The following is a 14,857-nucleotide window of genomic DNA, read 5'->3' as shown; positions in this document are numbered from 1 at the left end:
TTAAACTAGATTTAGTTGATCATTTTAGGCTCAGTGGTGATTTTAGATACACATTAAATCAACGATAATGTAATTTTCTTACTTGAGTGGTACTGAGACATTACGTGAAGATCATAAACAAATACGACGATTAGAAAAAGTTATCATAAAATGCTATACAGAACTTTATGCAGGAAAAAACATCTCATTTTCTGATATTGACAAAATTACATTAATTATTGAAGAATTTTTAGACTCTATTCATTATTCTAGAGAGGAAGACTCGTATTTTCCCTGTGTTGCAACATATGATCATCTCAAACAAGAGATCAGGGGACTGTTAATTGAGCACGAATTTTCTAGAAGAATTGCTTTACAAATCAAAAAACATCTCAAAAGGTGGAAAGAAGGTGAAGATGCAAGAGAACCTGTTGCAAGATATCTGAAAACATATTCTGTATATCTTATGGATCATATGAACAAAGAAGAAGACTTTTTTGATAAAGCAGAAGCTGAAGTTTTGTCAAAAGAGGAAGAATTAGATATGTATGAGCAATTTAGATCGGTCATGACAATTTCAAAAAAAATGGAAGACATGATTAAAGAAATTGAATATCTTGAAAACCAACCCTGGGTTCAAAATTAACGTAAGCTCTTTATGGGTAAATCAGAAATTTTTTGCATGAAACCTTTTGTTCTTTGGATGACTGGTCTTCCATGTTCAGGAAAGACTACCATCGTGAAAGACTTGCAAAAAGACATTCCAAATTTGGCAATGCTTGATGGAGATGAACTAAGAGAATGGTTTTCTCCAAAAGATTTCTCAAAAGCAGGACGTGATGAACATAACAAAAAAGTTGCACACTTGGCAAAACTGTTGTTAAAACATGGTGTTCCAAGTGCAGTATCTCTGGTTTCACCATATCTTGAAAACCGAGAAAATGCCAGAACTATTGTTGATGCAGGTGATCAGTTTGCAGAATGCTATGTCAAATGTTCACTAGAAGAATGTGAGAAAAGAGATGTCAAAGGCATGTATGCCAAGGCACGAAAAGGAGAAATCAAAGGATTTACCGGAATTGACGATCCTTACGAGGCTCCTGAAAAAGCAGATCTTATAGTTGACACAGAAAATGAATCACTTGATGATAGTGCAAACAAAGTAAAGGACTTTCTTAAATCAAGAAACCTACTCTAATTTTTTAAATTCATCAACTATTGTTTGATGAATAATTCCATTTGTAACTAGAATTCCGTTTTGATGATGAACTTCCTTATTGTTGTATGAAATGTTGTTTCCTAGCATATCTGTCATCTTTCCACCTGCCTCAGAAATTATACAATATGATGCTGCTGAATCCCATTCTTTCATTTTGTTTGTGGTTGTGATATATGCTTCAGCTTCACCTGATGCAATTTTTCCTACCTTTAATGAACTACCAATACTTGTAAAATCTTCAATTCCCAATTTTCTGATAAAGGTCTTTTCTTTGTCTGATAAATGATGTCTTGAGCCAACAGTTCTGCATTTTGAAATTTCTCCAGTTGTAGTTACAGAGATTTTCTTCCATTCGTCATTAGAATATCTAAATGCTCCTTTTCCTTCTTGTGCAACAAATAATGTTCTCTCCGTTGGCCAACCTATAACTCCCAGAATCGGCCTTTTGTTTTTTACAAGTGCAATCATTACAGTAAACTCTCCTGTTTTGTCAATGAAATCAGAAGTGCCATCTAACGGATCTACTATCCAAATTGTTTCTTCAGATAATCTACTTTGGTCATCATTGTCTTCTTCAGATAATATTTTGTGCTCTGTTTGAGCTAGAATTCCTTTGATTATCTCGTTACTTTTTAGATCTGCTTCTGTGATGGGTGAATCATCTTTTTTTGTAAATTCTTCAAATTCTCCTCTGTAGATCTCTAAAATTGCATCTCCTGCTTCCTGTACTGCCTTTATGGCGATATCTAACTCAGGAAGCTTGTCTAAAATTGATATATCTTTCAAAATGTATTCCTAAGTTGTTAGTTCTGGCTTTAATGTCCATACCACACCAAGTGCAATAAATGGAATCGAAATAATTCCAATAATTCCAAGAATTGTGAAAAATTGGGATTCTGAAACTAGTGGATTGTTAATAATCCAAGGAAGTGGTAAAGATACGATTATCCAAATAATCCCTAATAATATAATCAACTTTGCTTTTGCTTTTCTATCTTTCATCACTGTTCACTTTCTCCTGGTGCTATTAAATTCATGTGAATTTATTTGGTTGATTCTCCTCCATCTACTGCTAAAATTGCACCTGTAGTCCATGCTGCATCATCTGAGGCAAAATAGAGTACAGCTTTTGCCACTTCTTCAGGTTTGCCCATTCTTCCTAATGGGTGCTCTGCATCCATGAAATCTCTATCTTTTTGAGTTTTCACAAACGGTTTTGTCATATCAGTATCTACTACACCTGGACAAATACAATTGACTCTGATTTTGTCTTCAGAATATTCAAGTGCCCAACATTTTGTAAGTACAACGAGTGCTGCTTTTGTTGCAGAATATGCATCTGCATTAAATCCCTGATATGCTTTTAGTCCTGCATCTGATGAAATGTTAATTATCGAACCTGATGTTTTTTGTAAATGAGGAATTGCCTCTTTTGTAATTCTAAACTGTCCTGTAAGATTTACATCCAAAACTTCATTCCATTCATCATCATCAATTTCATGTAATTTTTTTATTCTCGGAAAAACCCCTGCATTGTTTACAAGAATGTCTAATCTACCAAATTTTTCAACAATTTTTCTTACTACATTTTTTACATCATCTGTTTTTCTTACATCAGCTACAATTGCAAATGAATTGGGAATTTCAGAAGATGCTTTTTCTAATCGCTCTTGGTTTTTTCCGGTAATTGCTACACTAGCTCCATTTTCTGACAATATCCTTGCAGTAGCAAATCCAATTCCTCTGCTTCCGCCAGTTACTAGGGCTACTTTACCTGATAAACTCAATAGCTTTAACAGAAAAATTCGTAATTTATAGATCGATTTTTAAGAAATAGGAATGAAATATTTTAATTATTAAAGAATTAATTGTAATTTATTATATTAAGTGTTAAATAGTTGAAGTTCCTATAATAATTAATGCCGAAGGATATAATTCCTATCGACTAAAACCGCGTAACCCCGCAGAACGATATAGGCAATCAAGCGCTAAGGTCGTTTGACAACGAGAGGGAATCTCTCATAGTTCTGCAATGAAGGGGATTACGCCTCTTAATTTTGTAAAATACTGACAGACACTGAACCCATCACATTCCCATTTGGATTAATGTTAATTGATACCCGTTGATCTTCTGAAATTGTAATTTTATTTTCTCCAAGATATTCCCATGTATAATATTCAGAAATTCCTGTTTCATGTAAAGTATTTTCTAATTTGAAATCTTCAAAAAATTCTATACTGTATCCATCTAATGAAATTGATAAAATCTCAGGACTACTTCCGTTTGGAACAAATCTGAAATAATATTCCCCACTTTCTATTTCAAAAGTTTCTGTATATTCTCCATTCTCATACATCTGCGGATCTGCTAATGTCACATGAAAAATAACCCCGTCACTTTTCTCAGATGAGTCCAAAGACATCATCATAACAAATCCTATGATTATTGCAATGGAGATGATGATTATTTTCTTTTTCACAAAATTATTTTGAAAATTCCATTATAAAAATAAATTTCTAGTTTTCTCTTATTTTTTTGGTTAGTTCTTCTATTTTTTCAAGTTGTTCTAAAATCCATGAGTCATTTATCAAATCCATAATTTCTTCCATTTTGAATAATTTTGGTGTAGTCATCCCTTCTTCAAAATCATATAATTTGATAACTCTATTTTTGACATTTTCAGATTCAATCTTTTTATTTTGTGCAAAATTATGTGCAAAATCATTTCTAATTTCTCTAATCTCATTTAATTTTTGTTGAATCTTTATTCTTGTTTTCTCTTCAATTGCTTTTTTAAATTCTTGATGATTTTTCATTATTCTTGATATCCACACTATTTTTGTTCCAAAAGATGCAGTTCTATCCTCATCAAATACAGTTTTTGCCCACAATGGAAAATCATTTTTGTCACGTAAAAACAAGTCTGAAATAATTACCGTAAGTGTTGAATCTAGAACTGAAACATAGCTCAGAAAATTACCCCTAATTCGATTTACCAAATTGACATATTCCTTATCTGTTAATTCTTTGGAATTATCTGGCAAATCAAAACCAAATGGTTCACTCATGAGTTATACCTAGAAAAATGACAAATAGGTTTTTGGATTGATTTTTCACCTTTGTTAGTGAAGTTACACACGCTGTGAATCATTCTTTACACCTGAAATTAAGTACATTTTCCTAAACCTAAACCATGGCTAATCTGAGTAACAAGTGGACTAAACCACCTACTACTAGTATTACTGAAAAAATTGGTGATACTGTCAAGCCTAAAGGTGCTCTAAAACCACGTGTCCAAGAAGGAGTCAAAAGATTACGATTACAGATTCAAAAATTAGATAAAATGTTGTCCGGATTGAAAGAACGAGACGAACAATTATTTTCAAGAATTGTAGAGGCAACCCAGAAACATGATACTCAAACAAGCAAGGTTCTAGGAAATGAACTAGCAGAAATTAGAAAAGTTATCAAAATTATGAGTAGTGCCAGAGTTGCTCTAGAACAAATTGAATTACGATTAACGACATTTAGTGATCTCGGAGATACTGTAGTAGCTATAATGCCAACAATGGGATTGATGAAGAATCTCAAATCATCTCTTGGAAAAGTAATGCCTGGAGCAGAAGCCGAAATTGGTCAGATGGCAGAAATGTTAGGTGGATTTATGACTGAAAGTTTCTCCGGTGATGCTGCATTTGGAACGGATGAAACAACAAATGCAGAATCTGATGCAATTCTTAAAGAGGCAGCAGCTGTTGCAGAAAGTTCTGCAGGACAAATGTTCCCATCAGTTCCTACTGAATCAACGGCATCTACAGAATCAACTTCAAAATTTTACTAAAAAATATTTTTTAAAAATTTACTTGTTATGTTATAATATTTACTATTGATCACGTCTATTTTCTTATATTCAATTTTCATTGTTCGTTCTTGAGAGTATTTTGGCTGAGAATCTAAATAATACTATGCTGTGAGGATTAAAGTTGAAGAATTATCTAATCTTTGGATTTATCCTATACGCCCTTTTCATCCCTATCACTTCTTACGCCGAAAATGTTGAATTAGAAATATCTAAACCAAAAATTGTTGATAGTATTGGCAATACTGTAGATGACATTTTTGCTCCATTAAATGGAGTACATTTTGCCTATCAACCATCTGCAATACTGAAGAATACTGGAACATCTCCAATAGATTTCACCTTCTATGCTATGGTTGATGATGGAAATGAATTGTTGGAACTCAGTTCCTTTTCAGCATCAATAAACCCTAATCAAGACTTTACACTTGCTTTAACCTGGAATCCACAAAAAGAAGGCAAACACACACTCATCTTTGGAGTATGGAATAATCTTGGAGAAAAAAATGATCTAATAACACCAATTGAATTAGATGTAAATGTATTATCAAAAGACTCTTCAACCAATTCAATTCAAATCGCATCATTTGTAGATGAAACTAAAGATCCACAAAGCTACATTGACAGATACAACAATGAAGAATCATACAAAGAATGGTTTGATGAAAACTATCCACAATATGATTCCATAGAGCAAGCAGTAGGGCTATTTGAAACACCAAAAGAAAAAGTTCCTACATGGATAAAAAACAATGCAAAGTGGTGGTCTGAAGGAAATATTGATGATGATACATTTGTTAGCGGTGTACAATTCTTGATGGAAGAAAAAATTGTAAATATTCCTGATTTGCCTCAACAGCCATCAGAAAAAACAAAACCAAACTTTGTAGATGAAACTAAAGATCCACAAAGCTACATTGACAGATACAACAATGAAGAATCATACAAAGAATGGTTTGATGAAAACTATCCTGATTATACTATTGAAGAAGCAGTTGGAATATCAAAACCAGTTCCTACATGGATAAAAAACAATGCAGATTGGTGGTCTGAAGGATTAATTTCTGAAGATGAATTTGTTAAGGGAATTGAATTTCTAGTAGAAAATAGAATTTTGATTGTAAACTAGTTATAAGATGATTCTCGAGATTCCTTAATTTTTCTAACTCGACTGCCCTCATCATCAATAATTCTATCAACACCTGATAATTTCTCTCGTAAATTGTTGATTATAGAACCAACTTCGTCTGCTTCTGATTCTACCTGTTTTCTCTTTTCAGCAAGTTCTGAAATTCCTCTATTTTCTTCCTCAATGTATTCACTGACTTTTTGGAGTTTTTCTTTTAGATTTTTAATATCTACTGATTCTTCTTCAATATCTTTCTCAAGTAAAGTTCGTTTATCTTTGAGATTCTTAATCATTAAACCAACATAATCAATTGCTTCTTCAAGCTGGGCACGTTTTCCCATTAATTCTCCAATTCCAATCTGACTTGGAGTCTCTGAAACAGTATTTTCTGGAGTTTCTTCTGCTGTATTTTCTTCAGGTCTATCCTCTACCATTTCTCCTCCCTCTTCTTTCTTGAATTTATCAAACATTTTATGATTTACTTTCTAAAATGGGAATAAAAAGTTACTATGAATCTCAAAGCTGACAAGGTGAATGATTTTTACTCAAAAAAAGGAAAAATGTGGTGAATTATTTCACCGAAATTGAATTTCTGAACTCTTGGTTAGAATCAACTGATTTTTCAAAACTGGTAGCTCCAATCTCAAGAAATTTGATATTTTGACCCATCTCAGGATTTACTGCTGAATTAAAGAAAATTTCAAAGACATTCTCATTTTCTGAAAACTTGCCAGAAAATACAACTTTGTAACTGAGATCCTCATCTGAGGCAGTTCCATGTAGTTCTACATGGGAACCATTGGATTTTCCACTTAATTCTAGGTCAAACTCTCTTTCTCCAAGACTTAGGACTCCATTAGTTGAAATCTCCCACAAGTCTTGCCCGACTTTTACTGCTTTTCCATCAAAGAGAGTAATTCCAGCATTATAGGCCTTGTAATTCATTATTGCCCATCCTGATATGTCAGTTGACAACATTCTCTGCATATCTTCTTTTGAAGTATCAGATGGCAAGGTATAACGTTGGACTTTGAGCTTTCCATCAACCATTTTTTCGGTTAGAATTACTCCTAGCCCCTCATTTTTGGAACTTCCTTTTGGCTCATAAACTCCAGTATTGTCTGCAAACGAGTAGGTTACAGTGATTGGAGATGCACCAAGCATCAAAAGGACAGCAATAACACCAATAGTTCTGTTTTGGGGTTTTACCATGAATAGTACACTTCAAAATTATACATTAGGAACAGACAGGAATTGTTCTGTTCTTTATATACTGAATTTTAGCAAAATCCCCTAAAATCTGCCAGTTTCAGACGTTTTTTCTCAATATGTCATAAAGTCTGTTTTTTGCATGAAACCTAGCATTTTTTACACAAAAAACTAGGCACAGAATTTTTAGGAATTTTCTTCCCCGCAACAATTTTGCTAAAAATTGACCATTTTTTCTGTTCAAAATGGTGTTCCGCTATGTGTTCCGCTATGGTGTTTCAAAACATTCCTCAATAACTAATTGATTGTATACTATACCATGTCAAAACAACAATACAGGTCCGAAATGGGCATCATGGGTGATATCCTAAACGTTACTGCTGATGGCGGTCGTGAAGGAATCATTGTATCTGCAATATCTCGCAAAGCCAACCTATCTCACTATGCAGTACTAGACAAATGTGAGAAACTGGTAGAAGCAGGCTTAGTCGAGTCTGTCAAAAACGACAGAAATAGAGTCTTTCAAATCACTGAAAAGGGACTTAAATTTTTCCAAGAATTCAAGAGATTTCAGGGACTCGTGGAGAGCATGAATCTAAGGTATTAGCCAATGAATCCCCAAATCGTACCAATTCATAGGACAGAGCCTCGAGAAGATGGAATGCTTTTTGTAAGGACTGATGGTATCATCGATACAATGGTTAATGCACCTCTGATAGTTGCAGGATTGCTGGTTGTAGCACTAACGATACCTTTGCAGACCTCATTTGCCACTACTCGAACTCTTGATCTAATCATCAATTCAGATGGTTCTACACATATCTCATCCCAAATTGATGTGGATTCATCAAACTTTGAGTTAAGTCTCTTTGGTCCATCTATTGACAACTTTGTTGCAATTGGGTCAGATGGTACAACACTATCTGGTGAAGTCATTGAAAACAAGGCAATGATTCAGGCAAATGACTATTCTTCTATTACCGTAAATTATGATATCCATGACTTGATTTCTAAAGAAGGTAGAATTTGGACATTTTCATTTGATTCTCCTACAAGATATTCTCTCTTAATGCCAGAAAACTCTGTTATTGTTGGAATGAACATTCTACCTGAAAATATGGAACAACTTGATTCTAAAATTAAACTAGATATCTCTACTGGCTCTGCACAAATTGATTACATCTTTAGCACTCCCGTAGAAACACCTACAACTCCACCTGAATTTTCATTTGATTCAGTAACTATTGGTTTGATAGTTGGTCCAATTGCAGCTGCTGTAATTGCTTCAGTAATCGTAGCAAAAAAGAGAAAATCAAAACCTCAATTACAAACTGAGATAATCCAAGATACTCCTAAACCCACAACTGATTCACTAACTCCTGATACAATCTTTAATCTGAGACCAGATATGAGAGAAGATGACAAAGAGATTGTAAAATTCATCTCTGAGAACGGTGGTGAAGTCTTTGAAAGTGAACTAAGAAAGAAATTCCTTCAACCAAGAACTACTATGTGGAGAGCAGTAAAAAGACTAGAAAGATTAGGTGTAGTTGAAATTTACAAAAAAGATCTTCTAAATATGGTCAAATTACGAAACGATTTGGAGGAAGAGAATTGAAGAACTTTGCATTACTAGCATTATTGGTATTGACGGTAGGCATAATTTCTACAAACCAAGCATTTGCCGAACCGTTAGATTCTGTTAGTACCTTTGTTTCAAACTATGATGGTGATTCTGCAACTGTAGAGATTACTTGGAATAACGATAATTCAGTGAAAAATTACAAAGTTGGCTGTGTTAGTTGCACTCCAAATATTGTGGAATTTACAACTGGTAATAGTATGACCATGGATAATGTTACACCATTCCCTAATGGCTCATCTGCATTACTCTATGTGATTAGCTATGATTCTGAAAATAACATTATCACTGCAAAACAACTCATCGTCAATCTCAACCAATAATTTTCAAACTTCCAAAAATTATCATAAACTTATTATACATTTTCCAAACAGAATTGAGCATGGCATCTAAAGGAATTACTGTTGGAGTGGGAATTCCAATGATTGTAGTTGGCGCTTTAATGGCATGGTTATGGGCTCCAATGGAAGGAAATCTTCAAAATCAAGTAGAACTAATTGGAAGCACAATTGGCATTCTGGGCATAGTGTTCTTTATCTCTGGATTGTTCTACACAAAAGAACCCGTGATGCATTAGAAACTCACTGAATAAATAATGAAAAAAATTACCATTATTACTTGAAAGTTAGAGTATTTGAAATATTTACATCCGTAGAAGGAGAAGGTATTCTTTATGGGACAAAGACACTTTTTGTAAGACTCGCAGGTTGTCCCTTTACTTGTTTTTATTGTGATACAAAAGAATCCCTTCCACTTGATTCTGGCACAGAATACTCTATTGAGGAAGCAAACCAACTAATTGATTCTAATCTGAAAAACCAAACATACAAGGTAAATTTTACAGGCGGTGATCCACTCATTCAACACCAAGCAGTTGCATTACTTGCAAAACACATTCAGGACAAAAAGATTCCAACATATCTAGAATCATCATGTTTTGATATTGATAGATTCAATCATATCTTGCCATTTATTGACATTGTAAAAATTGAATTCAAAACCAAGGATTCAGATTTTGTAGACTCTCAACATTATGAAAAATTGATTAGTCATACTATGAAATGCTTAGAATCCTCAGTTTCTGCAAAAAAGACAACTTACATCAAAGTAGTTGTCAGTTCTAAAACAAAACCTAATGATTTTACAGAACTAGTCAATCAAATATTTGAGGTTGTATCAAAAGATAACATTGATGGATTCATCATCCAACCAACATATGGTGTTGCAGAACCTTCACTTGATTTGTTGTTGAGTTTGTATGATGTTGTTTTTCCACATTATAACGAAGTCAAGGTTGTTCCTCAATTACATAAATTCATTGGCGCACCATAGTTGCCACAGCCTAAAATTCCGATTACGTTCAAATACTAGAAAAATCGTCTCAAATCATCAAAATGGATGAAGAACGTGTAAAGAAACTTGTCCGAGAATTAATAATTGAAGTTGGTGAAGATCCTACTCGTGAGGGCTTGCGTGAAACACCTGAAAGAATTGCAAACATGTATCAAGAAATTTTTTCTGGATATGACTCTGATTCAGAATTAGCTGTTCAATTCTCAGAGGATTCTGATGTAGTTGTAGCACGTGATATTCAGTTTTATTCTATGTGTGAGCATCATATGCTTCCATTCTTTGGTAAAATCCACATTGCATATTCTCCAAATGGTAGAGTCTTTGGAATCTCAAAACTTGTTAGACTAGTTGAAAAATACTCTAAACGACTCCAAATTCAAGAGCGACTAACCAAAAATATCGCAGATGAACTATACTCTCAAGGCGTTAAGGGAGTAGTCGTTTTAGCTGATGCAGAGCACCTATGTATGAAAATGCGTGGTGTTAGAAATGATGCAACACTATCCTCATCAGCATTTAGAGGAATTTATGAAAATAAAGAGGAAAAAGAGAGCATTATGACTCTAATCAGAAAACGTGCTACAGATTCTGCATTTTAGATACTCAAAAATTAAATACCGATTCTATTTCAAAAAACTCATGGATGATGGAAGAAAAATTGCATATGTCCCAAAGGAAGGCTGGCCTAGTTTTACTTGGTATGCAATTGAATTTGCAATAGTTCTTGCAGTTTGTATGTTAGTTGCAAGAGAAGTTGTTGCAACTCTGTCAGAATTATCTCCAGATCTTCAGAACTACATATGGTGGGGAATCACTGGATTGATTTTCTTGGCATGGTATATTGGAATAAGAGGATTTATTCTAAAAAAGAAAATTCTAAAAAATAGACATTAGAATTATTTTAGATATTTTGTTTTATCTATAATTCCTGCTTTTTCAAATGCAATCTTTCTATTATTACAAGACTCACAAACACCACAATGCAGTTTTTTGTTTGAATAACAACTCCAGGTTCTAAAAATAGAATCTCCCAATACTGTTTTTCCTTTCTTTAACAAGTCACTTTTTGATAATCCTTCTCTGTATGGGGACCAAATCTCTATCTTCTTTCTCAATTTTGAATTAATTCCATCAATCTCACCTTGGTTAAATGCTGATTCTAATTTCTTTGCAAAAGCAGGCCTGCAATCTGGATAATGTTTGTCTCCTGTATGTGCACCATATACAACTAGGGATGCATTCAGTGTGTATGCCCATGCAGATGCAACAGAGAGAAACACTGCATTTCTGATTGGCACTACTATGGAGTATTCAAACTTGCTTGGAATCTTTCTTTTTGAACTAGTCAAAACATTAGAGTCTCCATACAATTCTTTCATAAAACCAATATCGATAATCTTGTGTTTCTTTAGTCCTAGTTTCTTTGCAAATGATTTTGCGGCAGAAATCTCCATGTTTGCTTTTTGACCATATGAAAAAGTAATTCCATACAACTCATACTTTGATTTTAGAAATGATACTGCACAAACAGAGTCGACTCCTCCACTAAAAACAATTACTGCTTTTTTCATGACTCATCAAATCATTTTTTCTTGTCTGCAGCACCTTTGCTTGGTTTGCATATTACTGTCTGACATTCTGTTTTTGCTGATGAAAATCCTCTTGACATTGCAGAACTAATCTTTTTCAAATCAGCTGAACTTTTGGAAAATGCAATTACTGAAGGTCCTGCACCACTGATTGTCACTCCTAATGCCCCTGCTTTTAGGGCATTTTCTTTGACCTTGTCAAATCCTGGAATCATATGCTTTCTTGCAGGCTCTACAATTACATCTTTGATTGAATTGCCAATTAATTCTGGATCTTTTTTCATAAATCCTGCAACAATTGCAGATGCATTTGATAAATTCAAAATACTGTCTATTAATTTTATTTTCTTTGGAACAACTCCTCTTGAAACTTTGGTCTTTTTCTTTGGAACATCAAGTTTTGGAACAGCAACACACATTCTAAGATTAGTTGGAGGATCTATTCTAGTTACTTGTAATGGATTTGTTTTAACAATTACAAATCCTCCTAATACAGAAGCTGCAACATTATCATAGTGAACTGAACCTGCACTGGCTTTTTCACCAGAACCTGCATACTCTACTAGAGAATTTCCATCTAACTTTAATCTAAATAATTTGTCAAATGCCACTGCAGTAGCAGCAGCCGATGCGGCACTACTTCCCATCCCAAACCCTGCAGGAATGCCTTTTTTGATTTTAATCTCTACTCCGCTTTTTATCTTGAATTTTTTTTTCATATTTTTTACAACTAGTCCTGCAGTATTGTTGTCTGGATTTGTTGGAATGTTATCATCAGTTACTATTGTGATTCCAGTTTTTGTTTTAGTCAAAGTGACTTCGTCATAAAATGCATCTATTGCCAAACCAAATACATCAAACCCTGGACCTAGATTTGCTGTAGAAGAGGGTGCTTTTACTGTAATTTTTGATGCCACTAGTCTTCTACCTCTTCTCCCAAATTAAGAATTCTGCTAAGAGCTCCCTCGAGATTGACAAATCCGTCTCCCGTTATATTTGAGATTGGAATTAATCCTTGAGCAAATCCACTAAGATTCAATCCTCTCAAGATGTTTGTAGTCAGAGTATAGGTGTCACCATCTGCATCATTTGCAATTGCACTCTCCAAAGTACTCAAACTACTTGACCATTGCAGAATATTTTTGAGATTGGCTCCAATAAGATCAGTTTTTGTTAACACGTTGATTGTTGGCAGATTAAGACGTAATCTAATTGATGTTGCTAAAAGTGCAATTGATACAAAATTAACTGGACTTGTAATCAACGCACCATCAAAAAGAAATACACTTGTTTTTTCTTCAGATGTAATGTTGTCTATAAGAAAACGTCCGCTAGAACGATATGCAAATAATTCTATTTGTCCTGGCGTATCAACGATTAGATAGTCTGGATTTACTCTGTTTACCTCATTTTGAATATCATCAATCTTTGATGCAATCAAATCAGCTGCCATAACTAATGCACCGTTTGGACCTAGATCGTATTGTTGCATAATTGATACAATATCTACAAAATCCCTTACATCAACATCACAACTATATGGTAGATTTTCAACTCCTGGATCTAAATTTAGAACTGCAGCAAATGCTCCGTTCTTTGTATAGTAATCATATAATTTTGATGAGAGTAAGGATTTACCTGAACCGGCAGTTCCAGAAACAAAAATGGTCTTCAATCTGTCTGATTCATAATTTGCTCATATTTCAAACTAGTTGAGCACTGCAGAATATTATTGAGGCTAACCTCAATAAAGTACAAAATTCATGCCTGATTTTAGGCATGAAAACTCTGCTGAACTAATTTTGTCAACTTTCATATTTGATCCTTCAAAGAAATCATCAAATGAACTGGAGACTTGCAGCTATTCCTGCTACCCTAATTCCAATTATCATTATAGCTATTCAATTTGATATTAAACCTGAAGATGTTCTTGCAATTGGATTCTTTCCATTTGTTGGTGCAGTTGTAGCAATGATGATCAAACTAGGACTTCAGGGAGTCAAGTTTGCCTACATTGCAAGAAGATATCTTGGTAATTTTGATTCTGTTTTGAAATTAACTGGAGTTCGTGTGGGTAGTGAGTTTATCAAATTTACAACTCCGATGTTCATTGGAGCAGAATTCATTGTAATCTATTATTTGCACAAAAAGGGAGTAAAGCCTTCAAAATCAACATGGATTGCAATCATGGATATTGTAACTGAAGTATTTGCAGCTGGACTACTATCTATAATGGCAGGAATAATTGCGCTGCTAAATGGAGCATATGTTGTAGCAGCAGTAGTTTTGGGAACTAGCATTACTGTTACTACATTATGGATGGTTCTCTTCTTCTTGTCTTCTAAACGTACATTCCAAGTTCCTAAAATATTAGGAAAACTTGCAAAAAGATTTGGAAAAGAGAAAGGCGTCAAGTATATCGAACAAACAAACTCTTGGATGGAAGAAGTGTGTACTATGAGTAGAGAAAATCTTAAAACTTCTGAATCAAAAAAAGTCTTTACAATATCATTCTTGTTTTCAATAGCATCTTGGTCATTTTATGGAATTTCATTTATGATCATTGCAATGGGAACTGGATATGTTATCAACGCATTTGATTCTATTATGGCTGTGATGGGTGCAAACGCAATTGGAAATCTTCCAATTACTATTGGTGGTTCTGGTCTTGCTGAATTTGGAATTGTAGCGTATCTGAACAACCTTAATCCATTTGACTTTGATGCTTCTCAAGGTGGTTTAGCATGGGATGCCGTAATAGGCTGGAGAATTGCAACATACTATGTACCAATTGTGATTACTTGGTTACTTTTAGTAAAATTGGCACTGAGTAGAATCTCAAAACCTCAAGCCCCATAGAAACCACTTTATCTTAAA

At 34.0% G+C, this 14,857-nt stretch carries 21 protein-coding genes and 1 pseudogene; 12 read left to right on the top strand and 10 right to left on the bottom strand.

The features are described from left to right. Positions 1 to 82 precede the first annotated feature (82 nt). Both ACQY22_RS03185 and cysC read left to right on the top strand, forming a co-directional pair. Complete coding sequence (locus tag ACQY22_RS03185; protein WP_428325103.1) at positions 83 to 625, top strand: hemerythrin domain-containing protein; 543 nt, start codon at positions 83 to 85, stop codon at positions 623 to 625. A gap of 36 nt (positions 626 to 661) precedes the next feature. Continuing rightward, positions 662 to 1,177, top strand: a complete 516-nt coding sequence (gene cysC / locus ACQY22_RS03180) for an adenylyl-sulfate kinase (RefSeq protein ID WP_428325102.1) — start codon at positions 662 to 664, stop codon at positions 1,175 to 1,177. On the opposite strand, the gene ACQY22_RS03175 is transcribed toward cysC, so the two are convergent. The 5 genes from ACQY22_RS03175 to ACQY22_RS03155 form a co-directional block, all read right to left on the bottom strand. After that, on the bottom strand, positions 1,169 to 1,984 hold the full coding sequence (locus tag ACQY22_RS03175; RefSeq protein WP_428325101.1) for a 3'(2'),5'-bisphosphate nucleotidase CysQ family protein: 816 nt from the start codon (positions 1,982 to 1,984) through the stop codon (positions 1,169 to 1,171). The genes cysC and ACQY22_RS03175 overlap by 9 nt on opposite strands. Before the next feature lie 9 nt (positions 1,985 to 1,993). Then, entirely contained in the window at positions 1,994 to 2,200 is a 207-nt protein-coding gene (locus ACQY22_RS03170) for a hypothetical protein (protein ID WP_012214412.1), read from the bottom strand. A 41-nt stretch (positions 2,201 to 2,241) separates the two neighbouring features. Beyond that, a complete protein-coding gene (locus ACQY22_RS03165; protein ID WP_428325100.1) occupies positions 2,242 to 2,985 on the bottom strand; it encodes an SDR family NAD(P)-dependent oxidoreductase in 744 nt (247 codons plus the stop codon). A gap of 264 nt (positions 2,986 to 3,249) precedes the next feature. Next, positions 3,250 to 3,678, bottom strand: coding sequence for a hypothetical protein (locus ACQY22_RS03160; protein WP_428325099.1), 429 nt, complete (start codon positions 3,676 to 3,678; stop codon positions 3,250 to 3,252). A 37-nt stretch (positions 3,679 to 3,715) separates the two neighbouring features. Then, a complete protein-coding gene (locus tag ACQY22_RS03155) occupies positions 3,716 to 4,267 on the bottom strand; it encodes a hypothetical protein (protein ID WP_428325098.1) in 552 nt (183 codons plus the stop codon). Between the two features lie 125 nt (positions 4,268 to 4,392). On the opposite strand from ACQY22_RS03155, the gene ACQY22_RS03150 reads away from it, so the two are divergent. Then, complete coding sequence (locus tag ACQY22_RS03150) at positions 4,393 to 5,040, top strand: Snf7 family protein (RefSeq protein ID WP_428325097.1); 648 nt, start codon at positions 4,393 to 4,395, stop codon at positions 5,038 to 5,040. Between the two features lie 598 nt (positions 5,041 to 5,638). Continuing rightward, positions 5,639 to 6,187, top strand: a pseudogene (locus tag ACQY22_RS03145) (hypothetical protein); the annotation flags it as partial. Here ACQY22_RS03145 and ACQY22_RS03140 read toward each other — a convergent pair. Continuing rightward, positions 6,184 to 6,657 (bottom strand): transcriptional regulator, encoded by a 474-nt coding sequence (locus tag ACQY22_RS03140; RefSeq protein WP_428325096.1) that lies wholly within the window; start codon positions 6,655 to 6,657, stop codon positions 6,184 to 6,186. The pseudogene ACQY22_RS03145 and the gene ACQY22_RS03140 overlap by 4 nt on opposite strands. A 100-nt stretch (positions 6,658 to 6,757) precedes the next feature. After that, positions 6,758 to 7,399: a hypothetical protein gene (locus tag ACQY22_RS03135; protein ID WP_428325095.1), complete on the bottom strand. Its 642-nt coding sequence runs from the start codon at positions 7,397 to 7,399 to the stop codon at positions 6,758 to 6,760. 316 nt (positions 7,400 to 7,715) lie between these two features. On the opposite strand from ACQY22_RS03135, the gene ACQY22_RS03130 reads away from it, so the two are divergent. The 7 genes from ACQY22_RS03130 to ACQY22_RS03100 all read left to right on the top strand — a co-directional run bounded on the left by ACQY22_RS03130 (position 7,716) and on the right by ACQY22_RS03100 (position 11,285). Further along, entirely contained in the window at positions 7,716 to 8,003 is a 288-nt protein-coding gene (locus ACQY22_RS03130; protein WP_428325094.1) for a winged helix-turn-helix domain-containing protein, read from the top strand. A gap of 3 nt (positions 8,004 to 8,006) precedes the next feature. After that, a complete protein-coding gene (locus tag ACQY22_RS03125; protein WP_428325093.1) occupies positions 8,007 to 9,014 on the top strand; it encodes a helix-turn-helix transcriptional regulator in 1,008 nt (335 codons plus the stop codon). Beyond that, positions 9,011 to 9,361 (top strand): hypothetical protein, encoded by a 351-nt coding sequence (locus ACQY22_RS03120; RefSeq protein ID WP_428325092.1) that lies wholly within the window; start codon positions 9,011 to 9,013, stop codon positions 9,359 to 9,361. Before ACQY22_RS03125 ends, ACQY22_RS03120 begins: the two co-directional genes overlap by 4 nt. Before the next feature lie 59 nt (positions 9,362 to 9,420). Beyond that, entirely contained in the window at positions 9,421 to 9,615 is a 195-nt protein-coding gene (locus ACQY22_RS03115; RefSeq protein ID WP_428325091.1) for a hypothetical protein, read from the top strand. A 41-nt stretch (positions 9,616 to 9,656) separates the two neighbouring features. Beyond that, on the top strand, positions 9,657 to 10,370 hold the full coding sequence (locus ACQY22_RS03110) for a 7-carboxy-7-deazaguanine synthase QueE (RefSeq protein WP_428325090.1): 714 nt from the start codon (positions 9,657 to 9,659) through the stop codon (positions 10,368 to 10,370). A gap of 62 nt (positions 10,371 to 10,432) precedes the next feature. Beyond that, positions 10,433 to 10,990 (top strand): GTP cyclohydrolase I FolE, encoded by a 558-nt coding sequence (gene folE / locus ACQY22_RS03105; protein WP_428325089.1) that lies wholly within the window; start codon positions 10,433 to 10,435, stop codon positions 10,988 to 10,990. Between the two features lie 40 nt (positions 10,991 to 11,030). After that, positions 11,031 to 11,285 carry a hypothetical protein gene (locus tag ACQY22_RS03100; protein ID WP_428325088.1) on the top strand — a complete coding sequence of 85 codons (255 nt, stop codon included), beginning with the start codon at positions 11,031 to 11,033 and terminating at the stop codon, positions 11,283 to 11,285. A gap of 2 nt (positions 11,286 to 11,287) precedes the next feature. On the opposite strand, the gene ACQY22_RS03095 is transcribed toward ACQY22_RS03100, so the two are convergent. From ACQY22_RS03095 to ACQY22_RS03085, 3 genes are read right to left on the bottom strand one after another with little or no spacing between them, the layout of a single operon-like run. Next, on the bottom strand, positions 11,288 to 11,962 hold the full coding sequence (locus ACQY22_RS03095) for a 7-cyano-7-deazaguanine synthase (protein ID WP_428325087.1): 675 nt from the start codon (positions 11,960 to 11,962) through the stop codon (positions 11,288 to 11,290). 11 nt (positions 11,963 to 11,973) lie between these two features. Further along, positions 11,974 to 12,897 (bottom strand): homoserine kinase, encoded by a 924-nt coding sequence (locus tag ACQY22_RS03090; protein ID WP_428325086.1) that lies wholly within the window; start codon positions 12,895 to 12,897, stop codon positions 11,974 to 11,976. Next, complete coding sequence (locus ACQY22_RS03085) at positions 12,897 to 13,655, bottom strand: ATP/GTP-binding protein (RefSeq protein ID WP_428325085.1); 759 nt, start codon at positions 13,653 to 13,655, stop codon at positions 12,897 to 12,899. The genes ACQY22_RS03090 and ACQY22_RS03085 overlap by 1 nt, the downstream gene beginning before the upstream one ends. Positions 13,656 to 13,822: 167 nt before the next feature. On the opposite strand from ACQY22_RS03085, the gene ACQY22_RS03080 reads away from it, so the two are divergent. Further along, complete coding sequence (locus ACQY22_RS03080; protein WP_428325084.1) at positions 13,823 to 14,839, top strand: lysylphosphatidylglycerol synthase transmembrane domain-containing protein; 1,017 nt, start codon at positions 13,823 to 13,825, stop codon at positions 14,837 to 14,839. Positions 14,840 to 14,857 lie beyond the last annotated feature (18 nt).

It is taken from the genome of Candidatus Nitrosopumilus sp. (assembly GCF_965263415.1).
Classification (GTDB): domain Archaea; phylum Thermoproteota; class Nitrososphaeria; order Nitrososphaerales; family Nitrosopumilaceae; genus Nitrosopumilus.
The sequence above is the reverse complement of the archived record's forward strand: the minus strand, read 5'-3'. Positions and strand labels throughout refer to the sequence as shown.